This window comes from Corynebacterium nasorum (genome assembly GCF_032821635.1).
GTDB lineage: Bacteria > Actinomycetota > Actinomycetes > Mycobacteriales > Mycobacteriaceae > Corynebacterium > Corynebacterium kefirresidentii.
In genome coordinates, this window is sequence record NZ_JAVBIE010000004.1 from 21,961 (window position 1) to 47,534 (window position 25,574).

At 61.0% G+C, this 25,574-nt stretch carries 23 protein-coding genes; 12 read left to right on the plus strand and 11 right to left on the minus strand.

Going from position 1 to position 25,574, the window contains the following annotated elements:
* Positions 1 to 6: 6 nt before the first annotated feature.
* From RAE07_RS04535 to RAE07_RS04550, 4 genes are all read left to right on the plus strand, one after another.
* Entirely contained in the window at positions 7 to 1,722 is a 1,716-nt protein-coding gene (locus RAE07_RS04535; RefSeq protein WP_023020467.1) for a long-chain-fatty-acid--CoA ligase, read from the plus strand.
* A gap of 1 nt (position 1,723) precedes the next feature.
* Positions 1,724 to 2,209, plus strand: coding sequence for a methylated-DNA--[protein]-cysteine S-methyltransferase (locus RAE07_RS04540; protein WP_023020466.1), 486 nt, complete (start codon positions 1,724 to 1,726; stop codon positions 2,207 to 2,209).
* A 70-nt stretch (positions 2,210 to 2,279) separates the two neighbouring features.
* On the plus strand, positions 2,280 to 3,989 hold the full coding sequence (locus RAE07_RS04545; protein WP_023020465.1) for a long-chain-fatty-acid--CoA ligase: 1,710 nt from the start codon (positions 2,280 to 2,282) through the stop codon (positions 3,987 to 3,989).
* An 11-nt stretch (positions 3,990 to 4,000) separates the two neighbouring features.
* A complete protein-coding gene (locus tag RAE07_RS04550) occupies positions 4,001 to 5,530 on the plus strand; it encodes an AMP-binding protein (protein WP_316330961.1) in 1,530 nt (509 codons plus the stop codon).
* On the opposite strand, the gene RAE07_RS04555 is transcribed toward RAE07_RS04550, so the two are convergent.
* Positions 5,527 to 6,783 (minus strand): YihY/virulence factor BrkB family protein, encoded by a 1,257-nt coding sequence (locus RAE07_RS04555; protein ID WP_316330960.1) that lies wholly within the window; start codon positions 6,781 to 6,783, stop codon positions 5,527 to 5,529. The genes RAE07_RS04550 and RAE07_RS04555 overlap by 4 nt on opposite strands.
* A 71-nt stretch (positions 6,784 to 6,854) precedes the next feature.
* Between RAE07_RS04555 and RAE07_RS04560 the strand changes: the two genes are divergently transcribed.
* Entirely contained in the window at positions 6,855 to 7,331 is a 477-nt protein-coding gene (locus RAE07_RS04560; RefSeq protein WP_023020462.1) for an S-ribosylhomocysteine lyase, read from the plus strand.
* A 144-nt stretch (positions 7,332 to 7,475) separates the two neighbouring features.
* On the opposite strand, the gene RAE07_RS04565 is transcribed toward RAE07_RS04560, so the two are convergent.
* Positions 7,476 to 8,582 carry a UDP-N-acetylmuramate dehydrogenase gene (locus RAE07_RS04565; protein WP_239208715.1) on the minus strand — a complete coding sequence of 369 codons (1,107 nt, stop codon included), beginning with the start codon at positions 8,580 to 8,582 and terminating at the stop codon, positions 7,476 to 7,478.
* Between the two features lie 24 nt (positions 8,583 to 8,606).
* On the opposite strand from RAE07_RS04565, the gene RAE07_RS04570 reads away from it, so the two are divergent.
* The 3 genes from RAE07_RS04570 to RAE07_RS04580 all read left to right on the plus strand — a co-directional run bounded on the left by RAE07_RS04570 (position 8,607) and on the right by RAE07_RS04580 (position 10,892).
* Positions 8,607 to 9,098, plus strand: coding sequence for a DUF2505 domain-containing protein (locus tag RAE07_RS04570; protein ID WP_200288327.1), 492 nt, complete (start codon positions 8,607 to 8,609; stop codon positions 9,096 to 9,098).
* Positions 9,099 to 9,118: 20 nt separating this feature from the next.
* Positions 9,119 to 9,931: a class I SAM-dependent methyltransferase gene (locus RAE07_RS04575; RefSeq protein ID WP_239208717.1), complete on the plus strand. Its 813-nt coding sequence runs from the start codon at positions 9,119 to 9,121 to the stop codon at positions 9,929 to 9,931.
* Positions 9,932 to 10,040: 109 nt separating this feature from the next.
* The gene (locus RAE07_RS04580; protein WP_034655702.1) at positions 10,041 to 10,892 is read left to right on the plus strand and encodes an LmeA family phospholipid-binding protein; all 852 of its coding nucleotides are present in this window, start codon (positions 10,041 to 10,043) and stop codon (positions 10,890 to 10,892) included.
* On the opposite strand, the gene RAE07_RS04585 is transcribed toward RAE07_RS04580, so the two are convergent.
* The 8 genes from RAE07_RS04585 to RAE07_RS04620 all read right to left on the minus strand — a co-directional run bounded on the left by RAE07_RS04585 (position 10,889) and on the right by RAE07_RS04620 (position 17,696).
* Positions 10,889 to 11,392, minus strand: coding sequence for a beta/alpha barrel domain-containing protein (locus RAE07_RS04585; RefSeq protein WP_023020457.1), 504 nt, complete (start codon positions 11,390 to 11,392; stop codon positions 10,889 to 10,891). The genes RAE07_RS04580 and RAE07_RS04585 overlap by 4 nt on opposite strands.
* Positions 11,392 to 11,682, minus strand: coding sequence for a DUF2516 family protein (locus RAE07_RS04590; RefSeq protein WP_200288329.1), 291 nt, complete (start codon positions 11,680 to 11,682; stop codon positions 11,392 to 11,394). Before RAE07_RS04590 ends, RAE07_RS04585 begins: the two co-directional genes overlap by 1 nt.
* Before the next feature lie 5 nt (positions 11,683 to 11,687).
* A complete protein-coding gene (locus tag RAE07_RS04595) occupies positions 11,688 to 12,125 on the minus strand; it encodes a CGLAU_01105 family protein (RefSeq protein ID WP_259824741.1) in 438 nt (145 codons plus the stop codon).
* A gap of 19 nt (positions 12,126 to 12,144) precedes the next feature.
* Positions 12,145 to 13,479: a DUF445 domain-containing protein gene (locus tag RAE07_RS04600; protein WP_317001410.1), complete on the minus strand. Its 1,335-nt coding sequence runs from the start codon at positions 13,477 to 13,479 to the stop codon at positions 12,145 to 12,147.
* Positions 13,480 to 13,729: 250 nt separating this feature from the next.
* Positions 13,730 to 14,104: a hypothetical protein gene (locus RAE07_RS04605; RefSeq protein WP_023020453.1), complete on the minus strand. Its 375-nt coding sequence runs from the start codon at positions 14,102 to 14,104 to the stop codon at positions 13,730 to 13,732.
* Between the two features lie 56 nt (positions 14,105 to 14,160).
* Positions 14,161 to 14,910 (minus strand): succinate dehydrogenase/fumarate reductase iron-sulfur subunit, encoded by a 750-nt coding sequence (locus RAE07_RS04610; RefSeq protein ID WP_023020452.1) that lies wholly within the window; start codon positions 14,908 to 14,910, stop codon positions 14,161 to 14,163.
* Positions 14,910 to 16,925: a fumarate reductase/succinate dehydrogenase flavoprotein subunit gene (locus RAE07_RS04615; protein WP_317001411.1), complete on the minus strand. Its 2,016-nt coding sequence runs from the start codon at positions 16,923 to 16,925 to the stop codon at positions 14,910 to 14,912. The genes RAE07_RS04610 and RAE07_RS04615 overlap by 1 nt, the downstream gene beginning before the upstream one ends.
* A gap of 15 nt (positions 16,926 to 16,940) precedes the next feature.
* Positions 16,941 to 17,696, minus strand: a complete 756-nt coding sequence (locus RAE07_RS04620) for a succinate dehydrogenase cytochrome b subunit (RefSeq protein ID WP_023020450.1) — start codon at positions 17,694 to 17,696, stop codon at positions 16,941 to 16,943.
* Between the two features lie 369 nt (positions 17,697 to 18,065).
* Between RAE07_RS04620 and ramB the strand changes: the two genes are divergently transcribed.
* Complete coding sequence (gene ramB / locus RAE07_RS04625) at positions 18,066 to 19,475, plus strand: acetate metabolism transcriptional regulator RamB (RefSeq protein ID WP_200288334.1); 1,410 nt, start codon at positions 18,066 to 18,068, stop codon at positions 19,473 to 19,475.
* Positions 19,476 to 19,610: 135 nt separating this feature from the next.
* Here the strand turns inward: ramB and lpdA are convergent, their stop codons facing one another.
* Positions 19,611 to 21,023 (minus strand): dihydrolipoyl dehydrogenase, encoded by a 1,413-nt coding sequence (lpdA, locus tag RAE07_RS04630; RefSeq protein ID WP_023027802.1) that lies wholly within the window; start codon positions 21,021 to 21,023, stop codon positions 19,611 to 19,613.
* A gap of 534 nt (positions 21,024 to 21,557) precedes the next feature.
* On the opposite strand from lpdA, the gene RAE07_RS04635 reads away from it, so the two are divergent.
* Genes RAE07_RS04635 through RAE07_RS04645 form a run of 3 tightly spaced genes read left to right on the plus strand, consistent with a single transcriptional unit; the run spans position 21,558 to position 25,436 of the window.
* Positions 21,558 to 22,934, plus strand: a complete 1,377-nt coding sequence (locus RAE07_RS04635; protein WP_023020446.1) for an alpha/beta hydrolase — start codon at positions 21,558 to 21,560, stop codon at positions 22,932 to 22,934.
* 51 nt (positions 22,935 to 22,985) lie between these two features.
* Positions 22,986 to 24,065, plus strand: a complete 1,080-nt coding sequence (locus tag RAE07_RS04640) for an alpha/beta hydrolase (RefSeq protein WP_317001412.1) — start codon at positions 22,986 to 22,988, stop codon at positions 24,063 to 24,065.
* A gap of 45 nt (positions 24,066 to 24,110) precedes the next feature.
* Positions 24,111 to 25,436, plus strand: coding sequence for a M1 family metallopeptidase (locus tag RAE07_RS04645; protein WP_317001413.1), 1,326 nt, complete (start codon positions 24,111 to 24,113; stop codon positions 25,434 to 25,436).
* The last annotated feature ends 138 nt before the right edge of the window (positions 25,437 to 25,574 follow it).

A 25,574-nucleotide genomic window follows, 5' to 3' on the forward strand; every position in this document is an offset into this window, starting at 1 on the left:
CACGTTTTGTCCGCATATGAAACAAAGGCTTGGCTCCAGTATTACCCGGAATGGACACCGCATACGCTGGACTACGGCGATACCACGCTGCTGGATATTTATGACAACAACCTAAAAATCAACGCGGATCGGCCGGCTACCTATTTCTTTGGCCGTACGCAGTCCTATGCTGAGCTAGACCGCCAGGTTCGCGCAGCGGCCGCGGGCCTGAAGGCCTTCGGCGTGCGGCCAGGTGACCGCGTAGCGATCGTCGCGCCCAACTCGCCGCAGTACATCGCGGCGTTTTATGCCATTCTGAAGCTCGGTGCGCAGGTGGTACTGCATAACCCGCTCTACACCGCCCACGAGCTGGAAGGACTCTTCCAAGATCACGGCGCGCGCATCGCCATCGCTTGGGACAAGGCCGCGCCCACGCTGGAGAAGCTGCGGGCAACCACCAACCTGGAAACGGTCGTGTCCATCAACATGATCAACGCCATGCCCACCCTGCAGCGCGCCGCTTTGCGCCTGCCTATTCCGCCGCTCAAGTCCAAGCGCGAGCAGCTATCTTCCCCGGCGCCAAATACCGTGCCGTGGGAAACTTTGGTGGGCAACGCAATCGGTGGCGACGGCAGCGATATCACCACGCCGGAAGACGTGGACAAGGACACCATCGCGCTCATCATGTATACCTCTGGTACCACCGGCGCCCCGAAGGGCGCCATGCTCTCGCACGGGAACCTGTTTTCCAACCTCCTGCAGGGCAAGGCGTGGGTACCGGGCTTGGGCGATAAGCCCGAGCGCATGCTCGCCGCCCTCCCCTTCTTCCATGCTTATGGCCTGACCATGAACGTGACCCTGGCGCAGTTTATCGGCGGCGAGCTGGTTATCCTGCCTAAGCCAGATATGTCGCTCATTATGCAGCTGATGAAAAAGCACACCCCAACCTGGGTACCGGGCGTGCCGACGCTCTACGAGCGCATCGTGAAGGCCGCCGAGGATCAAGAAATCCCCATCAAGGGTGTGCGCGCGGCCTTCTCCGGCGCATCTACCCTGCCTTCGGACACGGTCAACAAGTGGGAGAACTACACCGGCGGCCTCTTGGTGGAGGGCTACGGCCTCACCGAGTGCTCGCCGATTATTGTGGGCAATCCCATGAGCACCGACCGCCGCCCAGGCTACGTGGGCATTCCGTTCCCGGATACCCAGGTGCGCATTGCCAACCCGGATAACCTGGACGAGACCCAGCCGGACGGCGTCGAAGGCGAGGTGCTGGCCCGCGGTCCGCAGATCTTCAAGGGCTACCTCAACAACGAGGAGGCCACCGAGGCCGCCTTCCACGGCGAATGGTTCCGCACCGGTGACATGGGCGTCATGGAAGAAGACGGCTTCATCCGCCTGGTCAGCCGCATCAAGGAAATCATCATCACCGGCGGCTTCAACGTGTATCCGGGCGAGGTGGAAGAAATCCTGCGCGAGCACCCGAGTATCGATGACGTCGCCGTGGTCGGCCGCCCACGCGAAGACGGCTCCGAGGACGTCGTGGCCTGCCTCGACCTCGCCGATGGCGCCGCCCTGGACCCGGAGGGACTCAAGGACTACTGCCGCGAGCGCCTGACCCGCTACAAGGTCCCGCGCACCTTCTACCACTTTGAGGAGCTGGCCAAGGACCAGATGGGCAAGATCCGCCGCCGCGAGGTCCAGGCAGACCTCATCCGCCGCCTCGAGGCCGAGCAGAATTAACTTGTTCCGCCTAATCGATAGCCCCCTCGGACCCCTGCGTTTGCAGGCGAGCCCGCGGGGGGTTTCCCGCGTCGAATTCACCGCGGCCAGCACCCTGCAGGAAGCGGTGGGCGGTGTAGAGGAAGGGGGCATCGAAAAGCGCAGCGCGGACGTGCTCGACGCCGCCCAGGCACAGCTCGCGGAGTATTTCGCCGGCCAGCGCCGCGCCTTCGAGCTGCCCCTCGACCCGCCTGCGACGACCGACTTTCGCGCCGCAGTGCATGCGCAACTGGCCGAGATTGGCTATGGGGAGACGGTCACCTACCGCGACGTCGCCAAGCTGCTGGGCCGGCCCGGCGCGACGCGGGCCGTGGGCAGTGCGTGCGGTGCCAATCCCCTGCTCATCGTGCGGCCATGCCACCGGGTGCTGCGCAGCGACGGCGGGCTCGGCGGCTATGCGGGCGGTCTGGAAGCCAAACGTTTTTTGCTGACACTGGAAGAAAACTAGAGGGCTTCTTCACGTTTTCTCTATACTGATTTTTTAAAACTAATTATTTACCCAAACGAAAGGTTTTTGCGTGTCCGCTTCCACCTCCCGAGCTTGGCTCGATCACTACAGCGAATGGACCCCTCACACGCTGGACTACGGTAATAAAACCATCGTCGACTATTACCGCGATAACCTGCGGGTCAACGCCAATAAACCCGCCACCTATTTCTTCGGCCGCACGCAGACCTACGCGGAGCTCGACGCCCAAGTGCGCGCCGCCGCGGCCGGGCTCAAGGCTTTTGGTATTCGCCCAGGCGACAAGGTGGCCATCGTGCTGCCCAACTGCCCTCAGCACGTCGCGGCCTTCTATGCGGTGCAGCTACTTGGTGCCACCGTGGTCGAGCACAACCCACTTTATACCGCCCACGAATTGGAAGGCCTTTTCCGAGATCATGGTGCCCGCGTAGCAATCTCTTGGGATAAAACCGCCTCCACGCTGGAAAAGCTGCGCTCGACTACCCCGCTAGAGACCATCGTCTCCGTCAACATGGTCGATGCCATGCCACCACTCAAGCGCCTCGCGCTCCGCCTGCCTATCCCACCGCTAGCTGCTAAACGCGAGCAGCTCACCGAGCATGCACCAAACACAGTAGCGTGGTCTACCCTGATCGGCTCAGCTATTGGCGGCGACGGCAGCGCCCTAGAAATGCCACGCATCAGCCAGGCTGACGTCGCGCTCATCCTTTACACTTCCGGCACCACCGGAAAACCCAAAGGCGGAATGCTCTCGCACGGTAATCTCATAGCTAATTGCGTCCAAGGCCAAGCTTGGGTTCCAGAAATGGGAAAGCACAAAGAGCGCTTCCTCGCCGCATTACCGATGTTTCACGCCTACGGCATGACCACACTGTGCATTTTTAGCGTGTACATGGGCGCCGAGCTTATCTTGCTTCCTTCCCCACAAATGCCGCTCATCCTGGACATCGTGAAAAAGCGCACGCCTACCTGGCTGCCAGGGGTTCCCACCCTCTATCAGAAGATCATGGACGCAGCCGAAGACAAAGACGTGGACTTAAGCGGCATCCGCAACGCTTTTTCCGGTGCCGCTACACTGCCCGTAGAAATCGTGGAACGGTGGGAGTCCATGACCGGCGGACGACTCGTAGAAGGCTTTGGCATGACCGAGTGCTCCCCCGTGTTAATTGGCAACCCAATGAACGGAAAGAATCGCCCTGGCTATGTGGGGCTCCCATTCCCAGATGCCGAGGTACGCATTGCCAATCCGAAGAATCTGGATGAAACCCAGCCTGATGGCCAGCCAGGCGAGTTGCTCGCGCGTGGTCCGCAAATTTTCCAAGGCTATTTTGGCAACCAAGAAGCAACAGAGGAGTCCTTCCATAACGGCTGGTTCCGCACCGGAGACATGGCAGTCATGGAAGAAGACGGCTGGGTCCGCCTAGTCAGCCGCATTAAGGAAATCATCATCACCGGCGGCTTCAACGTCTACCCCGCAGAGGTAGAAGAGGCAATTGCAGAGCACCCCGACGTGGTGGATGTCGCCGCCGTGGGCCGCCCGCGCCAGGATGGCTCCGAGGATGTCGTCGGCTGCGTTACCCTGCGCGATGGCGCCGTGCTCGATCCCGAGGGCTTGAAGGAATTCTGCCGCGAGCGCCTCACCCGCTATAAGGTGCCGCGCACCTTCTATCACTTCGAAGATCTGGCGCGCGACCACCTGGGCAAGATTCGCCGCCACCAGGTGCGCAAGGACCTACTCGAGCTGCTGGAGGCAAAGGCCTAAACTTAGCGGCTATGGCAGAAATTCACTATGGCGCTACCTTGACGGATTTCCTCGCGGCGGCCGTCGCGAGGTTTCCGCAGCGCCCCGCCACCTACTTCGCCGGCCAGACACTGACCTATGGCGAGCTCGATGCCCAGGTGGCAGCCGCGGCTGGGGTCCTGCACGAGATGGGCGTGCAGCCCGGCGACCGCGTGGCGCTCCTGCTGCCCAATTGCCCGCAGCACGTGGTGGCATTCTTCGCCATCCTGCGCTTGGGCGCGGTGGTGGTGGAGCATAACCCGCGCTATACCGCGCACGAGCTCACCCCGCTGCTCGCCCACCATGGCGCCCGCGTGGCTATCGCCTGGGAGGACATCGCCCCCACCGTTTCCGCGCAGGTAGAGACCACCATTTCCGTTTCCCTTAGCGAGCCGCTTCCCCTCAGCGGCACCCCGGTGGAGACGCACCCCGCCACGCTTGCCGACGCTGCCCTTATCCTCTACACCTCCGGCACCACCGCCCGCCCCAAGGGCGTGGTCTTAACCCACGGCAACCTCGCGGCGAACTGCCTGCAGCTAGAAACCCAGGCCCCGCTGCGCGCTGGCCACGAGCGCTTCCTGGCCGCGCTGCCCATGTTTCATTCCTATGGCCTGACAATGAGCGTGTTGCTCGCGGTGCGGTGTGCGGCCGAGATCATCCTGCTTGCCGCTCCACACACCGACGCAGTGACGGAAGCGCTTGCCACCCGCCGCCCCACCTGGATGCCGGGCGTGCCGACCATCTACGAGCGCGCCATGAACTACGCTGCCACTGCCGCTGATTCCGAGTCTCCCTCGGATCTCGGCGGGGTGCGCTATTCCATCTCGGGCGCGGCCTCGCTGCCCTCGCGCATCATCGACCCGTGGGAGGCACGCACCGGTGGCATGTTGGTGGAAGGTTATGGGCTTACAGAAACCTCTCCTGTGCTGACCATCAATCCCCTTGATGACACCCGGCGCGCCGGCACCATCGGCCTGCCTTTGCCGGACACACAGCTGCGCATCGGCGATCCTGCCGATCTCAGCCGTACCCAACCGGATGGCGTGGCCGGCGAGATCCTCGCCCGCGGCCCGCAGGTTTTTGGCGGTTACCTTGCCGACGCCCCCGCTACCGCAGCCGCCTTCCACGAGGGCTGGTTCCGCACCGGTGACATGGGCGTGCGCGAACCCGATGGCTATATCCGGTTGGTGGGCCGCATTAAAGAAATCATCATTACCGGCGGCTTCAATGTTTATCCCGGCGAGGTGGAGGAGGCTTTAACTTCCCACCCCGATATCGCCCAAGCCGCCGTCGTAGGCACTCCCCGCTCCGATGGTTCTGAGGACGTCGCTGCCTGCGTGGTCCTGTCTCCTGGTGTCCGGCTCGACGAAGCCGCCTTGCGCGAGCACTGCCGCGGGCTGCTGGCGCGTTATAAGGTACCGCAAAGATTCTTTGCCATGGATAAGCTTGCCGGTGATCAGCTAGGCAAGCTGCGCCGCCGCGATGTCCGGCGCGATCTCCTCGCCCGCCTTCACCGCGACTAGTCCGCGTCGTTTTCTGCTCTGCGCACCGCTTGTTTGTAAATGCGCTCGGACCGTTCTTCCAGGTCATGTTGGGCACGGGCTTGGGATTTGGCGGCGGCATCGGAACGCGGCGGGGCCTGAATATGCCGCGCGGCGTGCAGACCCAGTTGCAGTTCTTTGGCGCGCAATACCTCCGCATCGATTTTGATACCCAAAATGAGCATCGTATTAGATAGCCATACGGCCATGAATACGGCCATGATGAGGCTGAAGGCTCCGTAGACGCTGGCCCCAGCAAAGCGCTGGGTATACAGCGCGAAGGCTCCCCACACCACGACATTGGTGCTAAGCGCCACCACGGAACCGAGAGTTATCCAGCGGAAGCGCGCCGGCCGCACATTCGGGGAAAAGTGGTACAGGATGGCAATCAACGTCAGCACGACCACCACGGTGAGTGGGAAGCGCAGCCAATTCCACACCGGCATAAAGATGCCGCCCAAAAAGTCCGCGGTGCCTTGCATCTCTAGCTTGCCGGCCAGCGGTTCGACCACACCGCTGACAATGGTATCGCGCAGCAGGTTAGCAAAAAGCACGATCACCGCGCCGATGACCAGGACGATAGTAAGCCCCCACATGAGTGCCCAGGTGCGGATTATTCCGCGGCCCTCTACCCGCCCGTAGACGGTATTGGCGGTGCGCGAGAAGGCACGCACATAGGCCGAGGCGGCAAAAAGAGAAACCAGCACGGATACCACCAGCGCGAAGGTGCCTTGGGCTGTGGAGCCAATGATGGAGCCCACGAGGTGCTCGGCCTGCTCCGTCATCGAACTGGGCACGTAGTCTGCAATGAACTGCGAGGTTAATTCATGTACCTCGGCGCGCCGAGAGGAAAAGATGAGCGTGGCTATCGAATAGGCCGCGAGCACCGTAGGAGCAAAGGCCATGAGCGTGAAATACGTCATCGTGGCGGCGCGATCCATCAAGGCATCGTGGAAGAAGTCCGCCCACACGCGGCGGAGCACCAGCCCCCAGCTTTCCTTGCGCAAGCGGTTACCGCGGGCCAGCGGGTCCACATTTTCGGTGTGGCCTTCGATCTTGACCACGGTGGGCGCGGTACTCGGCACGATTTTATCCGCGCCCTCATAGACGGATTCTCTTACCGGAGTGGCTGAAGCGCTCGGCCGTGCAGTGGCGGACGGGTCGCCAGCAGACAGATCGTCGGCCGCCATGTTCGCGGCGCCAGGAACCTCGGCGGAATCGTCCAGTGTGCTCATATTATCCCAGCGTATGCGGTAAAGAATCTATTTCAGGAAGTGACACTCAGCTGTGATTACACTGGAGAAGCATGACTGAACAGAATGATAAGAAGCTCAACGTGAAGTCCTTCGAACTCGACCACCGCCTCGTCAGCGCACCGTATATTCGCGTGGCCGACCGCACGGATTTGGGTGGCGGCGTCGAAATCATTAAGTACGACTTGCGCTTCTGCCAGCCTAATCAGGATCACCTTGATACCAAGGCGCTGCATTCGGTGGAGCACATGATGGCCAACTTCATGCGCAATTACACCGATAAGCTCATCGGTTTTGCCCCAATGGGCTGCCGTACCGGCTTCTACGCCATCACTAATGGCATGGAACAAGACGAGCTGCTGCGCGCGGTAGAAGGCGCGCTCAACGATATTCTTAACGCCACCGAGGTACCCGCAGCCAACGAAGAGCAGTGCGGCTGGGGTGCGCACCACAGCCTGGAGGGTGCGCAGGAGGCGGCCCGCGCTTTCCTAGGTGCTAAGGATGAGTGGCTTCAGGTCATGGCGGCCTAATCCAGAAACCTTCGCGGGCGCGACAAACGCGACAGGCGCCACGCCCGCAAAGCGGCCACGATAGACCCGAAAACCGTGTGGTTTAGGGCGCTATCGTGGCTGCTTTATAGGTTTTAGGCCCCAGTGTGCAGGGGCAACCCCACGCTACTCGTCGAGGGCGAGGCCAATCCAGACGGGTTCGGGCACGAGCTCCACGCCGAAAGCATCGCGGACGCCATCGCGGATGGTGCGGGCAAGGTCCACGATATCGGCAGCCGTAGCCTCGCCGCGGTTGGTAAGCGCCAGCGTGTGCTTTGTCGAAAGCGTAGCCCGGCCAGAGCCTGGGTAGCCCTTGGCAAACCCGGCGCGATCAATGAGCCAGGCCGCGGAAAGCTTTTCCCGGTCGGCCTCGGAGGAGGGGTGGCGGGGCATGGAGTCTGCGGTGGCGTCGCCAAGCGAGGCACGAACCTTGGCCTGCACGGCGTCGGCAAGAGCGGAGTCCACCACCGGGTTGGTAAAGAAAGAGCCGGCGGACCAGGTGTCATGATCGGAAGGGTCGAGCACCATGCCCTTGCCGCGGCGCAGTTTTAAGACCTCCTCGCGGACCTCGGCCACGGGGCGGCGCTCGCCGGGGTTCTGAGTAAGTTGGCCAAAGCGCAACGGGCGGGATAAGCCATCGTTGTTGAGCTGGAGTTCTACCTCGAGCACGACGGCGCGGCCGGTGAATTTCAAGTTGGAATAGCGATACGCCAGCTCCAGATCGGAGGCGGGGACCCACTCATCGGTATCGGTGCGGCGATTATAGAGGCGCACGCGGGTAAGTACCTCGGAGATTTCCGCGCCATAAGCACCCACGTTTTGCACCGGAACCGCGCCCACCGTGCCGGGGATGCCGGACAGGCACTCGATGCCACCCAGGCCAAGCTGAACGGAGCGGGCCACCACGTCATCCCAGTTGGCGCCCGCCTGCGCGCGCACCAGACCGGATTCGGTGTCCATGGACACCTCAGCAAAGTCGAGGATGACGGCGACGACGTCCACGGAGCCATCGGCCACCAAGAGGTTGGAGCCGCCGCCAACGACTATGAACTTCACCGCAGCGCGATCCAGGGCGCGGACAACGGACACGGCGGCATCCGGCTGCGAGCAGCGCAGTGCGGCCTGCGGTTTTCCACCCACACGCAGCGTAGTCAGATCCGCAAAGGTGGCGGTAGAGTCCAGTTCCACGCCGTCGATCGCTGTGAGCTGTTGCGTCAAAGATTTATCAAGCACGCCTACCAAGGTAGTCTGTTAAGCATGTCAACCCGTAGTGAAAACACCGTAACCATCAATCAGCCCATCGAAAAGGTGCACAAGGCGCTGCTCACCAAGGAATACTGGGAGTTCATCGTGGCCAACCTCTCCCCTGAGGCGGGTCAGGTGCACGACTTCAGCGATAATGTTGCTACCCTTTTCGAGGTTCTGCCGACCACCCTGCTGCCAGAGGCAGTGCGCGCCATGGTCTCCCAAGACCTCAAGGTCAAGCGCGTGGTCACCGTCGGCGAGCTCAACGGTGAAGCCGCTGACGTTAACTACACCGCAGATGTCAAGGGCACCCCGGTGGACTTCAAGGGCGATATCTCCCTGGCTGGCGAGGGCGAGATGACCAAGCTGTCCTACGTCAACGAGATTTCCGTCAATATCCCGATGATGGGCGCCGCCATCGAGCCGAAGGTGGGCGAATCCCTGGCTGAGCTCTTCGATAACGAAGGCAAGCTCACCGAGCAGTGGATCTCTGAGAACGCCTAAGTTCTACAGCACCGAAATCTATGGCCGACCACGCACATAATCTGCGCGCTAGCGCAGCTGCGGGTCGGCCTTTTGGCGTTATTACCCGCGGCACCACCAATCACAATCGCCTGCGCCGCTGCGATAGATGGATGCTCGCGCATCCGGAGATTTCCACGCTGCTGCGGCACGTGGAAAAGCCGCTCGCGCTCGACGTAGGCTACGGGGCCTCGCACGCCACCACCGTGGAATGGGCAGGGTGGCTGCGCCGGGCGAATCCGCAGGTAGACGTCCGCGGGCTCGAAATCCACCCGGACCGGATCCTGCCACCGCGCGACGGCGTGCGCTTCGAACTTGGCGGCTTTGAACTGGCCGGCTACCGGCCACAGCTGGTGCGCGCATTCAATGTGCTACGCCAATACGACGTGGACCAGGTCCAGGAGGCCTGGCAGACGGTGTGTTCTCGGCTTGCCCCCGGTGGCTTCTTTGTGGAGGGCACCTGCGATGAGCTGGGCCGGCGCGCGGCCTGGTTGCTGCTGGATGCCCACGGCCCACGGACTCTCACCCTGGCGTGGGACCCGTTCGATGTGGCGCGGCCCTCAGACATCGCCGAGCGCCTGCCCAAAATCCTCATTCACCGCAACGTTCCCGGCGAGCCCATCCACGAGCTGCTTAAGGCCGCCGACGAGGCCTGGGACCACGCGGCGGGGTGGGCGCCCTACGGCCCGCGCGTGCGTTGGCGCATGGCACGAGCCACGCTTGCCGACGCCCCCTTTACTATCCACACCATCCGCCGGCGCCTGCGCGATAATGTGCTGACCGTGGACTGGGAGTCCGTCGCGCCACGGGACTAAACGCGCCGCGCGATGATGGCAGCTGGGGCAGCTGTGAAGTGCCTAGCAATGTGCCCGAGAACTCCCGCAAACTTTGCCCCGCGCCGTCTCATGCGCCACACTGGTACGCATGGCTTCGAAGAAATCGGCGGGTTCACTCGCCTGGAAAATCATCATTGGCATCCTCGTGGCACTACTCGTGCTCATCCTCTTGGCCGAGTTCGGCCTGCGCTGGTTCATCGGTCACCAGATGACCTCGCAATTTAACCAGGCTGCCGAGGAAGAAGGTATCCAGGTCAAAGAAGATCCCTCCGTCAGCTTTGGCGGCAGCCCGCTGCTCGTCGGGCTATTTAAGGGCTCCATTTCCCAAATGGACATGACCACGCCGTCCACCCTGCAAATCGATGGAACTGATATCAAGGGCCAGCCTGCCTCAGAGATCCACGTAGAAGATATGAGCACCGACCAGGAGAATCCGGTGGCCGGCAAGCTGCGCGCTTCTACCACCGTGCCGGATGACTACCTGCTGGCGTCTTTCCAGAAGGGCATTTCCGAGCAGGCCGGCAGCGAGAAGGTGGGCAATATGGTGGTCACGGAGATTAACGCCAATGAGCAAGACCACGTGCTGGACGTGAAGTTTGCCGGCGGCCTTGCCAACCTCTCGCTGGAGCCCACCGCCCACGATGGAAAGCTCGATATCCGCGCCACCGAGGCCTCCATCTTTGGCCTCGAGCTGCCGGATCAGGCCACCGAAGCCATCTCCTCCGCCCTGCAAAATGGCATGTCGGATCAGTTCGTGGGTTCTGACATGAACGTCGATTCCGTAGAGGTGCTCGATGGCGAGCTCAAGCTCACCATCACCGGCACCGATGTCCCGATGAACGACATGGATAAGTTCGCCGGCGGCGGTGACTCCGCGGGCCAGGGCGGCGCCACGGGCAATGGCGCGCCGCAGCAGGACGCGCAGGAGAAAGCCGCCTAAACCGCGGGAGCGGGAAACTCGAGGACCGGAAGTGTGGCAGCGGCCAACTCCGGTCCTTTTTTCTTGCCTTCTTCACCGGCCGCGGATTCCGCGTAATCCGCGGCCTTGCGGCTGCGCACAATGAGGCGCTGGTAGCCGGCTTGATGGGCGGCTTTAAGGGTGGCGTCGGCAAGCGGGGCGTCCGGCACGATGAGGCCCAAGCGGGCCGGATCCGGGCAGGCCTCGCGGATGGCAATGAGCTCGGAGAGCACGGCATTGGCATCCGTTAAGGTCTCATCGAGGCTGACCCATACCTCGCTGGCGCCCGATTGGATGGCCAGGCGCGCCTCGGAGGCCTTGATGAGAGTATGGTGGCGGCCGGTAGGATACCCCGCGACAGAAATAATATCGGCCGCGCCCGCGCCTGCGGCAAGGGAAACATGGTGCGGGGAGACAAGGACGGTGTTATCGGCGGCGCGCTCCTTGACCGTCGCGGCCGGGGCGTCAAGCAAATTAAGCATTAGTAGCTGTAGTCGCCGTTGATAATGGCCTTGAGCTGCGGGCGCACATCAAACCAGTACACGCCGGTAATGACCGCGCCGATCCAAGACAGGAATGGCATGCCGGTGGCCATCGCTACCGCCGAGCCCGCCAGCAGGCCTACCCACACCCACTTACCTTGTCGGTCACCGGCTCGGAAGGCATCCTCGCGGGTGGTGGCAGCGAGGACCGCGCCGATGATGGCGGTCAGGGCGAGGATGCGCAAAATATAGGCATCCAAGGAGTACGCAATTTCAAAAAGTGAATTCATGCAGGTTAATTCTGTGGGTCGTCGGTGTCGATTACTTCGCCATCGATAATATTATCGCCCTGCGAAGGAGCCGAATCCTGGCCAGGGCGCGCCGCATTCTTCTTTTCCGCGCGGCGGGCCTGGGCGGAATTATAGGCGTCCATGACGCCCTCGCGGGTCTCGTTATAGGCGGTGGAGAACTTGCCCTTAGCGGCGTCGAAAGCAGCGGACTCACGGGTGCCATCGGCGGCCTTCTTCACAGTGGCACCGAGCTCCTTCGCGGTGGCAGTGGCCTTATCCACCAAGCCCTCCTTGCCGGAGGCGCCATAGGGGCTTTTGGCCTCCGCGCCTTGAGCGTGCTGTTCGCGCTCCTCCTGCAGGCGGCCGCCGAAGTCCTTGGCTACGTCAAAGGCAGCGCTGCCAGCATCCTTCAGGGAATCAAAAATCTTCTTATTATCGCTCATTGTTCATTACTCCTTTTGTCTAAGCGCCAAAGATAAGGTGATTGATTGCGAATATCACCAATCCTGCCAGGGAACCGACGACGGTGCCGTTCAAACGAATAAATTGTAGGTCCTTGCCCACCATGAGCTCGATATTCTGGGAGGCTTCCTCCGCATCCCAGCGCTTGATGGTCTCGGGGATAATCGCGATGATTTCCGGCGCGAATTTCTCCACGGCATAGCGCGCGGCTTTGTCCACGAGCGCATTTGCCTGGTCCAGAAAATCAGAGTCCTCGAGCAGGCGGTGCGCCAGCTCCTTGACCTTGGCCGTAATCTTTTGGCGCAGGAAGGACTCCGAGTCATTGAGCTGGTCAATGAGAGTGGTGGAGACCGTGCGCCACATGGCCGCGGGTGCCTGCTGTGCTTGGTCAGAGGCGAGCATCTCTTGCTTGATGCCCTCGATGCGCCCGCGCATGTCCTCGTCCCACTGCAGATCGGATGCCAGTTTGGACAGGTTACGGCGAATGGCTAGGCGGGCCTCGTGGTTACCATTGCGGCGGACCTCATCGGCGAATTCTACGAGCTCGGTATAGACCTTCTCCCCCACCATCTCGCGCGCAAACCGCGGTGCCCAGCCCGGCATGCGCTCATCGATGGCCGTGACCACGGTGGACTCCATGCTTAAAATCTTGCCGTGTGCCCACTCAATGAGGTCATCCTCCAGGGGGCGCGCCTTCCCATCTGCAATATAGCCCTCCAGCAGCCTGCCCAGCGGCGGGCCCCATTCCGGTTCGGCTAGGCGGTCCATGACCTGGGTGCGGATGAAATTCTCTGCCTCTTCCGCATCCAAATCCGACACCACGCTGGCCGCACGCTCACCAATCCACGCGGAGACCTCCTCCGCCTTGCCGGGCTCGACTCCCTGGCGTGCCAGCCACAATGGCAGCTCCGCCTCGCGCACCTTGGCGCTCAGCGCATCTGCGGTCAGGAAGTTTTCCTCCACAAAGTCACTCAGGGCATCGCCCACGCGGTCCTTATTATTCGGAATCAGCGCCGTATGTGGGATGGGCAGTCCCAACGGCCGGCGGAAAAGCGCGGTCACTGCAAACCAGTCCGCCAGGCCACCCACCATGCCGGCCTCCGCCGCTGCACGCACGTAGCCCACCCACACAGGTGCCCCGCTTTCCGACGCCTGCCACCACGAACACCCCAAAAAGATCACCGCGGCACCAATCAGGAACGACAGCGCAATCGCCTTCCACCGCCGCAAGTCCGCCCGCCGGGCCTCCTGGTTACCAGCCTGCGGCACGGGAGCAGCACCCGACGATGCCGATGTCGTAGCCGTTTCGAGGCCTTCGTCCGCGCGGTGGGTCATGAGTTCTCCTTGGGGTTGTGAAGGTGCTTTCGAGCTTCATTCTCTAACACTAGTGCCAGCAACGAACATGCTCGGTGGCAGTCGTCGTTGCAATGATGTCCTGAATCGCCGCCTGGTCCATCTGACATTGCCACTTGGGTACTGAGAGATCACGCAACCCCCGCCTCCTTGCATGGATTGCATGCTGTGGAGACGGGGGTGACGTCGAGTCAGTACAGAAACTTAGGCATTGCCTGGTACAGCAAGCGCCTTAGTTAGCTCGGCCAGTTTCCTTGCGGTACTTGCGGTAGTAGCGGCGGCCATAGTGGACGGTGCTGAAGGCGGCGATAGCCACAACGGCTAGAGCGATGATGCCGATGATGGTGGTCAGGGTGTAGTCACCCTCGCCGGCGGTGCCCAGCGGGGTATCCCACACGCCGAGGCCCCAGATGAGGATTCCGGCAGCCGGGAGGCAAGACAGGATCAGACCCATGCCCACCCAGGTGGAGGTGCGAATGAGGGAAGAATGAGGAGCACCGAAGGAAACTGGGTCGTAGCCTTCAATGTAGGTGTCCTGAATCTTTCCGGAGAACTCCGGGTAGGTCTCGCTGGTGTAGTCAGCGACTGCGTGGGTGTTATCGCTCATGGCGGAGTCTTTCTGTCTTTCTCTCGTTCCTTGTATTCCTACGGAATAACCTTAGCTTAGTCGTCCTTGCCACGGAAAGCAGCACGTGCACGTTCGCGGGTAACCGCGGAAACTGCGGTCAGCGGAACGCCGGCCGGGCAAACATCAGCGCACTCACCGTAGAGGGAGCAGTGGCCGAAGTTGGCTTCTAGGTCATCGACCATGTTGCGGGCACGGCGGCCACGCTCTTCCTTACCCAGCGGCATGAGGGAGAGGTGCACCAGCTTCGCACCGGTAAACAGGTGAGCAGCACCATTCGGGCAGGCAGCAACGCAGGCGCCGCAGCCGATGCAAGCGGCGTGGTCCAGCGAGTACTCGGAAGTCTCATGATTGACGTGCAGGGTATCCGCATCCGGAGCGGTACCAGCGTCCATGGAAACGTAGCCGCCCTGCTCCATCACGTGATCCAGTGCCGCACGGTCGACGATCATGTCCTTGATAACCGGGTAGGCAGCGGAACGGAATGGCTCCAGCTTGATGGTCTGTCCTTCGGTGAAGTTGAACAGGCGCTGCTGGCAGGCCGGGGTGTTCTGTCCAGGGCCGTGTGGACGGCCGTTGACGGTCAGACCACAGGTACCACAAATGCCCTCACGGCAGTCAGAGGCGAAGGCGAAGGGCTCCTCGCCGCGCTCAATGTAGCCCTCGTTGACGTGGTCCAGCAGCTCCAGGATAGACATCTGCTCAGAGGCATCGTCCACCTGGACGGTCTCGAAGTGGCCTTCTTGGGTCGGTCCGGCTTGACGCCAGATCTCAAGTGTCAGTTTCATTACTTGTAGTTCCTTGTCATCAGCGGGATCGAATCAAAGTACAGCGGCTCGGCGTGGCGGATGAACTCGTTCTTATTAGCGCCCGGCTCCCAGGCGGATACGAAGCACCAGTTCTCGTCGTCGCGTTCTGCCTCGCCGTCCTCGGTGAGGTGGTCCTCGCGGAAGTGAGCGCCACAGGACTCGTCGCGGTCCAGGGCGTCAACACACATGAGCTCGCCCAGGTCCAGGTAGTCGGCAACGCGCAGGCCGTATTCCAGCACCTGGTTCATGTCGTTGGCCTCGCCCGGGATGCGGACATTAGCCCAGAAGTCCTCGCGCAGCTCACGGATCTTGGTGATGGCTTCCTTGAGGTCTTCCACGTTACGGGACACACCGCAGCCGTGGTACAGGATGTCGCCTAGCTGGCGGTGGTAGTAGGAAGGACCGTGCGGGTTCTCGCCGCGCACGCCCATGAGGCGGTCGATGCGCTCTTGGGACTGGGCCAGGGTTGCCTGTGCCTCTGGGGAATCCTCAGCCAGCTTCTCCTCATTGAGGTGGTCAGCCAGGTAGTTCGGGATGGTAAACGGCAAGGTGAACCAGCCGTCAACGGAAGCCGAAAGCAGGGAGTTAGCTCCCAGTCGGTTAGCACCGTGGTAGGTCCAGGAGCACTCACCGGCAGCAAAGAGGCCGTCGATGGAGGTCATCTCGTTGAAGTCGGTCCACAGGCCACCCATGGTGAAGTGGCAAGTCGGAGCGATGCGCATTGGAGTCTCGTAGGCGGACTCGCCAATGGCCTCTTCGTACATCTCGATGAGGTTGGAGTAGCGCTCGCGGATCTTGTCCTTGCCCAGGCGCTCGATGGCGTCGCGGAAGTCCAGGTACACCGAGTTGTGCAGTGGGCCAACGCCCAAGCCGGCGTTAATCTGCTGGGAGATGGCACGGGAAGCAACGTCACGCGGAACCAGGTTGCCGAATGCCGGGTAGCGGCGCTCCAAGAAGTAGTCGCGCTCTTCTTCCGGAATGGTATTCGGGTCGCGGTCGTCGCCCTCCTTCTTCGGGGACCAAATGCGGCCGTCGTTACGCAGGGACTCCGACATCAGGATGGTCTTGGACTGCCAATCGGAGTTGACCGGTAGGCCCGTCGGGTGGAACTGCACGAAGGCTGGGGAAGCCAGGTAAGCACCGCTGTCGTACGCACGCATCATGGCGCTGGCGTTGGAGTTCTTAGCCAGGGTGGACATGTGGTAGACGTTGCCGTAGCCGCCGGTACCCAGCACGACTGCGTGGCCGGTGAAGGCCTTGAGCTCACCGGTGATCAGGTTGCGGGTAACGATGCCGCCAGCACGCTTCTTGCCATTGTCGTTGTAGACGATGATGTCCTGCAGGTCGTTGTGAGCGAAGAGCTCCACGTTGCCCAGGCCAATCTGGCGGTAGAGCGCCGAGGTGGTGGACAGCTGCAGCTGCTGGCCTGTTTGGCCACGGGTGTAGTAGGTACGGGAGACCTGCACACCACCGAAGGAACGGGTAGCCAGGGTGCCGCCGTACTCGCGAGCGAATGGTGCACCGATGGCATTCATGTGGTCAATAACGCGAACGGATTCGTTGGCCAAGCGCCAGCAGTCGGACTCGCGGCAGCGGTAGTCGCCACCCTTGACGGTGTCCTTGGTGTGGCGGTAGGCGGAGTCATTGTCCACCTTCTTGGCACGGGAGGCGTTGACGCCACCCTGCGCGGCGATGGAGTGCGCGCGGCGCGGGGAGTCGTGGTAGGTAAATACCTTTACCTTGTAGCCCAGCTCGCCCAGTGCGGCCGCAGCGGCGCCGGCGGATAGGCCGGTACCAACCACGAGGACCTCAAACTTGCGGCGGTTCAGCGGGGAAACCAGCTGCATGTGGTCCTTTTGGTGGGACCACATATCCTTCATTGGCACGCCGTGCGGCTCATTGGATTCCAGAATGTTGCCGGCAGATACGCCCGGAACGATGGACTGCGGATGCGAGAACTTGGGGTGCTCGCGCTTGAGTTCAATATTAGTCATGGGTTTCTAACTCCTTTAGCTGACCAAGCCCAGGGCAACGGACAAAGGCATAACGATGTTGCCGATGCAGACAACGGCCGGGATGACGTACGCCAGGATCAGGAAGGTCTGACGCCACTTCGCACCGGTAATACCCAGGTCAGAAGCAGCGAGGCGAATGCCGTGGGTGAGGTGCAGGAACAGGAAGCACATGGCGATCACATACACGATGGTGACCGGCCAGCGGCTAAAGGTTGCGATCATATTGGCCTTCACCGCACCCTCCACAAAGTCACCTGGGGCGATGGGCTGTACGCCCAAGGTCAGGTCTAGCAAGTGGAAGATGATGAACAGCAGCAAGACGATGCCGGTAACCAGCATGGACTTGGTAGCGAAGGAATCAAGGCCGCCCATCAGGTTGCTACGGCGGAACTTGCCGCGGGACGCCTTGGAACGTGCGGTGAGAGCAAACGCACCATAGATGTGGGCGATGATGGCAACCAGCAGGACTGCGCGGATGATCCACAACGCACCCTCATGCGGGAACAGTGGCTCGCCCATGGAGCGCAGGAATGCACCATATTCATCAAGAGCCTCGTCGCCGCCCTCAGCCGGCAAGTACAGCTTCAGGTTGCCGGCCATGTGGCCGACGACGAACAGTGCAAATAGCAGGCCGGTGACGGCCATGATGAGCTTCAGAACCCAAGAGGGCACTCCCGGCTTCTGACGGATTGGTTCGTTAGTAATGTGACCGTGAGCTACTGCCTCACGGTCGGGATTTCTTAAAGTCATGACACCTCCATTGTCGTCCTCACCTTAACTGGGCTTAACCGCTGGTTACCAGTCAATTCCGGCGGCGTTTCATCTAACGGTACGGCGGTACGGTTAAACTCAGAATTCTTTTAGGTAAGGGTTGCCTTAGATGGCCGGATTCAAAACGCCACTACCTTGGCTGCTCGCAATTTCGCAATATTGACGTTGCGTAAATCTTCCTCCAGTTGTGAACTTGGTCACCAAGTGTTACGGGAGTGATCCCCTTACCCCTTTATGTGTCAAACTTTCGCATGAAACCCACATATTCCCCACAGGAGGGTGAATATTCTTCACAAGATCTTTGCAATTAAGGTGCACACGCGCAGGCCACCCAGTAACCTTTCCGGCATGAGTAAGACGTATGTGGGATCCCGCCTTCGCCAACTTCGCCGTGAGCGCGATCTCAGCCAGGCTTCCTTAGCCGCCACGCTGGGCCTTTCGGCCAGCTACGTCAACCAGATCGAGCACGACGTTCGGCCACTTACCGTTCCGGTCCTCCTTCGCATCACCGAGGTCTTCGGAGTTGACGCCACCTTCTTCTCCCGCGACGATGACTCGCGCCTCCTCGCGGAGATCCAGGACGTCATCCAGGACAAGGAGCTGTGCCCCTCCCCCGTCGAGCTGCAGGAGCTCTCCGAGCTGGTCTATAACCACCCCACCGTCGCCCGCACGCTGGTGGATGTCCACCGCCGCTACCGCAATGTGCGCGATAAGCTCTCACTCGCCACCGATACCCGCCGCACCACCGAGGCCACCCAGGCACTGTCCATGCCGCACGATGAGGTGCGCGATTTCTTCTATGCCCGCCAGAACTACTTGGACGGCCTGGACCACCATGCGGAGCAGCTTGCCGACGCCCTCTCGGTCACCCAATTCGGCATCCGCGACACCGAACATGCCCTAGCCCAGCGCCTGCGCGATCTCCACAACGTAGACATTCACATCACCTCACAGATGGATGGCACGCTGCACAGCTTCGACCGCGAGACCGGCGAATTTCGGCTCGCCTCGCGCTTAAGCGAAGGGCAACGCGCCTTCCGCATGGCCGCGGAGCTGAGCTTCCTCGAGGCTGGCGAGGAGATCGCATCTTTGGTAAAAAATGAGCCGTTTACCTCGGATGCCTCGCGTAACCTAGCACAACGCGGATTGGCCAGCTACTTCGCCGCCGCCACCGTGATGCCCTATACCCTGCTACATTCTGAGGCTGAACGCTCCGGCTACGACGTGGAATACCTCTGCCAGGTCTTCGGAGTGGGCTATGAATCCGTCGCCTCTCGGCTGTCCACCCTGCAGCGCGATAACCTGCGCGGCATTCCTTTTACCTTCGTCCGCGTCGACCGCGCCGGAAACATGTCCAAGCGACAATCCGCCACCGGCGTGCACTTTTCCAATAATGGCGGCACCTGCCCGCTGTGGAATGTCTACGAGACCTTCACCCAGCCGGGCATTATTTCCCGTCAGTTGGCCCAGATGCCCGATGGCCGCAATTACCTGTGGATCTCCCGCGCGGTACAGCACCATCAAGGCCGCTTTGGCGATACCAATAAGCTTTTCGCCATTGGCCTGGGCTGCGAGGCTCGCCACGCCGACCGCACCGTCTACGCAGAAGGTCTCGACCTCAAAGATCTCTCTTCTGCTACCCCTATCGGCTCCGGTTGCCGCACCTGCCCGCGCGAGAATTGTGCGCAGCGCGCCTTCCCACCCATTAACGAGGTCATCAGCATCGATGCCCACCGCTCAGCGGTGGCACCGTACTAGTTACACATCACCACGACGAGCCTTTTCGGGGGCGTAGACATACAAAACGGCACCGCGGTCCCTTTGCCCGGTGGGCGGGGGACGGCGCGGTGCCGTGGGTGTTGCGCTCAAGGCGACGTCGCCAAGCGCCCCTGCTTAGAGGTTAATCATGTGGCCGCCGATGCCCTCGGCAGCTTCCTTCATGGCCTCAGAGAGGGTCGGGTGGGTGTGAACGTTGCGGCCGATTTCCTCAGCGGTGAGGTCGAAGCGCTGCGCCAAGGTCAGCTCCGGCAGCAGCTCGGAGACATTGGAGCCGACCATGTGGCCGCCGATGAGCTCGCCATACTCGCCATCCGCAATGAGCTTGACAAAGCCCGCGGTCTCGTTGAGACCGGCAGCCTTGCCGTTGGCGGAGAACGGGAAGGTAGCGACCTTGATATCGCGGTCCGCGAACTTCTCCTTTGCGGCCTCTTCGGTGTAGCCGAAGGAAGCGACCTGCGGGTTGCAGAAGGTAGCGCGCGGCATGTTCATGTAGTCACCCAGAAGCTGGGTCTCCACGCCGGCGATGGTCTCTGCGGCGACAACGCCCTGTGCCTCAGCAACGTGTGCGAGCTGCAGCTTCGCGGTGACGTCACCGATGGCGTAGATGTGGTCCACGTTGGTGCGCATGGTGTCATCGATGGCGATGGCGCCGCGCTCGGTGAGCTCAACGCCGGTGTTCTCCAGGCCGAAGCCCTCGGTACGTGGGGCGAAGCCGATGGAAATCATGGCGCGGTCCACGGTGAGGGTGTCCTGCTTGGAGCCATCCTTGGACTCGACCTCAACGGTGACATTATCGCCGTTGTCCTTCACGGAGGTGGTCTTGTAGCCGGTCAGCAGCTTGACGCCGAGCTTCTTGTACTCCTTGGCAATGGCCTTGGAGACGTCCTTGTCCTCGTTCGGCAGGACGCGGTCCATGAACTCCACGATGGTGACGTCCACGCCGTAGTTGGACAGAACATAAGCAAATTCCATGCCGATGGCGCCAGCGCCGACGATAACCATGGACTTCGGGGCCTCATCGTTGAGGATCTGCTCCTCGTAGGACACGATGTTGCCGCCGAGCTCTACGCCCGGCAGGGACTTGACCACGGAGCCGGTAGCGATGATGCAGTCATCGAAGGTGACGGTCTTGCCCTTGTCATCGCCGTCAGTGATTTCAATAGTCTTCTCATCTTTGAAGGAGCCAAGGCCGTTGATCTCGGTGATCTTGTTCTTCTTCATCAGGTAATGAACGCCCTTGACGATGCCCGCGGAAACCTTGCGGGAACGCTTGTGGGCTACACCGAAGTCGAAGGAAACATCGCCGGAGATGCCGAAGTCCTTTGCTTCATGGTTGAAGGTGTGGGCAACCTCAGCGTTCTTCAGCAGTGCCTTGGAAGGGATGCAGCCTACGTTGAGGCAGACACCACCCCAGTACTGCTTCTCGATTACGGCAACTTTCTTACCAAGCTGAGCTGCACGGATGGCGGCCACGTAGCCGCCAGGGCCCGCGCCGAGTACTACTACGTCATAATGTTCATTAGTCACGCCCTACAGGATACGTAACTTTCCCCTCCATGTCGCGCATTGGGTCACACTCTTTTGCCCGTGTACCCCACGCTTCGGGGGTAAAACGCACAAAGGCCCTGCACGGTGACGTCGGCAAGCGCGCGACGTCGTGCAGGGCTATGGGCTCGGTATTTTAGAACAGGCCGAGAGCCAGGGCAGCGTTGGAGGACATGGAGGAACCCATATGCAGGAACTGGCCCAGAACTTCGTTGATGGATACGAGGATGGAATCGAAAACGTTCATTTTTCTTCTTTCTGTTTTTGCCTAGAGCGAGGGATGGGCCCGCGGATGGGACCGCACTATTCACACGTTTAGAACTAACGGGAATTGTAGCGCCGCCGTTACATGAGCGCTGGGTTAGCGCTGCGTTCAGAATTATGACACACAAACCACATGCGTCACAGGTTTTGCTACATTAAAAGGGCTATTAAGGCATAGAGTCTTGCTAACACTCCCGCTATGCGGAACGATACCTACTGAGAAGATTCTCTTAACTCGAGGAAGCTAAAAATATGCATACTTTGCGCTCTATCGGCTCCAGCGTCGCAGGCATCGCCATCGCGGCAGGAGTCCTCTCCGCCCCTATCGCCTCCGCCGTCGAGCCGGCCAAGATTCAGGGGGACGCCACCCCATCCACCATCCGCGAGGTAAACCTCACTGACTCGGCAGATCCGGAAAATATCAACTACGCCATCACCACCGAGGGCGAAAACCGCGTGGTAGATATTGCCGGACTAAAGGACAAGGACAAGTGGAAGGGTTATGCCTTCGGCCACAAGAGCGCCCAGGGCAACCACTACGGCAACCACGTCAAGGTCATGACGGCTACCTCCGCCGCCATGGGTGGCCGCGAGGTCCCGCTTGCGGTCATCTCCCCAGACGGCAACTTTGAAAAGAAGCGCCCCACCCTGTACCTACTCAACGGCGCGGGCGGCGCTGAGCAGGGCATGGACTGGATCACCGCCACCGCGAAGCGCGACGTCAACCCAGAGCAAGAGGGCGTGCAGGACATGGTGGATTTCTACACGTCCAAGGACGTCAATGTGGTCATCCCACAGGCCGGTGCCTTCTCCTACTACACTGACTGGGTTTCTACGCCGGATGCCGGCTACCTCAAGGGCCCACAGAAGTGGGAGACCTTCCTGACCAAGGAGCTGCCAGGCGCTCTAGAGGATCATATCGGAGGCAATGGCAAGCGCGGCATCGCTGGCATGTCCATGGCCGCTACCTCCTCCCTGCTGCTGGCGGAGCACAACCCGGGCTTCTACAACGCGGTGGGCTCCTTCTCCGGCTGCGCGGCTACCTCTCGCCCGCTGCCGCGCCTGTACACCCAGCTGACTGTCAACCGCGGCGGCGGCTCGGCCGATCAGATGTGGGGCGCTATGGGCAGTGAGTACAACGTGTACAACGACGCATTGGTCAATGCCACCCCGAAGAATTTGGGCCCATCCGAGACCTACGTCTCCGTGAATAGCGGTTTGGGCGGTGCCAATGACTGGGGCGCTAAGGGATCGTCCACCCTCATCGTGGAGGGCGGCGTCATCGAGGCTGCTATGAGCTCCTGCACCCACGATCTCAAGGCCAAGATGGATTCCCAGGGCATGAAGGCGGATTGGAACTTCCGCAATACCGGCACCCACTCCTGGCCGGGCTGGCGCGATGACATCTTCTCCTCGTGGAAGACCTTCGAGCGTGGCTTTAACAAGGACGCCGCAGAAGCTCCGGCCGAGCCGGAAGTAAAGCCCAACGAGCTTTCCATCGATGCGCCGCAGGCTCAGGAAAATGCGCAGATCAAGGACGCCCCGAGCGCCGCTGACCAGTCCCCTGATAAGGACTTCGTCGAGGGCAAGGAAGCCGAAGCTCCAGAGGCTGCCGGCGCTGCGGAATAAGTAGCGCAGAAGTATAATCAACGAGTTCATTAACTACAGGAAAGAAGCACAATGAAGCGTCTTAGCTCCATCCTGGCCGCCACCGCAGTGTGCGCAGGCTTGGCTAGCGCCCCGATGACGGGCGCCGCACAGCTCACCCCGCAGCAGGTAGCAGGCAACGCCGCCCAGTCCACCCTGGCCCCACTAGAGGTCACCCCGGAGTTGGAGCAGCAGACCTGGTACCAGAAGTACAAGGACGATCCGCGCGTCGATAAGCTGCAGGCCACCTCCCCGGCTATGAACGGCCGCAAGATTCCGCTGGCTGTCATTCGCGCGACGGATGAGAACCGCCCGACCATCTACCTGCTTAATGGCGCAGGCGGCGCGGAGCAGGACATGGACTGGCTGAAGCTTTCCGATGCCGTGGATTTTTACCACTCCAAGAACGTCAACGTGGTCATCCCGCAGGCTGGTGCCTTCTCCTACTACACCGACTGGGTATCCGAGCCGAACTCCCAGTATCTTAAGGGCCCGCAGAAGTGGGAAACCTTCCTCACCAAGGAACTGCCGGGCGCTATCGAGGGACACATCAAGGCCGATAACCACCGCGCCATCGCGGGTATGTCCATGTCCGCTACCTCCTCCCTGCTACTGGCGGAGCATAACCAAGGCTTCTATGACGCCGTTGGTTCCTACGCCGGCTGTGCGGCTACCGCCTATCCGGTAGAGCACAAGGCCGTTGAGCTCACCGTTAACCGCGGTGGCGCTTCCGCAGAGCAGATGTGGGGCCCCTTCGGTTCCCCCACCAACCGCTATAACGATGCGATGATGAACCACGAGAAGCTGCGCGGCACGGAGCTGTACATCTCCTCCGGTTCCGGTCTGGCCGGCAAGGAGGATACCTTCTCCTATCACGTGGCTCAGGGCACGAACCCTGCGGCGGCCGCGGCAGGCTCCGCTGTCCTGCAGGGTGAGGGCGGTGCCATCGAAGCTGGCGTGAACTACTGCACCCACAACTTCAAGGCCAAGTTGGACCAGGCTGGCATCCCGGCTACCTATAACTTCCGCAATACCGGCACCCACTCCTGGCCGCACTGGATTGCGGACCTCAAGGATTCTTGGCCGGTCTTCGAGCGCGCTTTCAATAAATAAGCTCGTTTCTTTCCGCGGCTAAAAGGGCGGTAGGCTTGCAGCATTATGAAGTTGCTTCCTACCGCCCTTTCGCGTACCCACACTGACCCTTATACCGGCGTGGATTTTAACCTCGGATTTGAGGTGTCCCACTACACGCTGGATCTGACCTACCGCGTGGAGCCCAACTTGCTCCACGGCGAGGCCGTTTTAGCAATCCGAGCGACCGCCGATTTAACGTCTTTGACCTTGGATTTGGGCGGGGCGATGGTGGCCCGTCGCGTGACCGCGAAGGGTGCACCGCGGGTGGCAAAGTTCCGCCAGTCTTCCGGTAAGTTGCGTCTTCGTTTCGCTGCAGAAATCGCCGCCTGTACGGAGTTTGAGCTGGTTATTCGCTATGGCGGTAGCCCTCGCCCCATCCGCACCACCTGGGGCGAGATTGGTTGGGAAGAAACCGAGTCCGGCTCGCTGGTAGCCAGCCAGCCCAATGGCGCGCCGAGCTGGTTCCCCTGCGACGATACACCGTCTGAAAAGGCGCTCTATGACATCATCATTACGGCCGATGATCCCTTTATCGTTGTGTCTAATGGCGACCTCGTCTCCCGCAGGGCGGGCGGCTCCACCACGCGCTGGCATTACCGTACCCGCCAGCCCATGGCCACCTACCTGGCTACGGTGCAGGTAGGTGAGTTTTCCAGCTTTGCCTTGGGCCCTTCCACTCGGGCTTGGGCTCCAGCCACGCTGCGCGAGCGGGTGCTGAGTGAATTTGCCCAGCAGCAGGAGATGGTGGACTTCTTTACCTCCATTTATGGCCCCTACCCGTTTGCGGATTACCAGGTGGTCATCACGGAAGATGAGTTGGAGATTCCGCTCGAAGCGCAGGGGCTTTCTATCTTTGGATCCAACCATGTGAAGGGAGACCACGCCTTCGAGCGCCTTATCGCGCATGAGCTTTCCCACCAGTGGTTTGGCAATTCCGTGGGCCTAGGCGAGTGGAAGGATATCTGGCTCAATGAGGGCTTTGCCTGCTACAGCGAGTGGTTATGGGCCGAGCACAAGGGCGAGACCACCGCGCGCGAGGCAGCACGGTCCCACTACAACGTCCTAGGCCGCAAGGCGCAGAACCTCACCGTTTCCGATCCGGGTGCGCGCGATATGTTCGATGACCGCGTGTATAAGCGCGGTGCTTTGACCGTGCACGCCATTCACCGCCTGCTTGGCGACGCCTTCTTTAGCACCCTCCGCAGCTACCTCACCGAGCACCAGCATTCGGTGGTGGAGCCTTCCATGTTGCTAAATTCCTTCCGCGCCGCCGCTCCTGACGCCGCGCTTTTCGACGCCACCGTAGACGCTTGGCTCAACCACACGGCCCTTCCCTCCTTCCCGAGTTAGTGGTTTGGGCCCCGTTTCGTGGGCTTGACCCTGCGGCTCTTTGGGGATTGTCTAATCTATTGACCAATCCCTTCTTTCCTGTTGACGGGGTGTTTTATCTAGGTAGAATAGAACATGTAAACGAACGGGAAGGGAGGG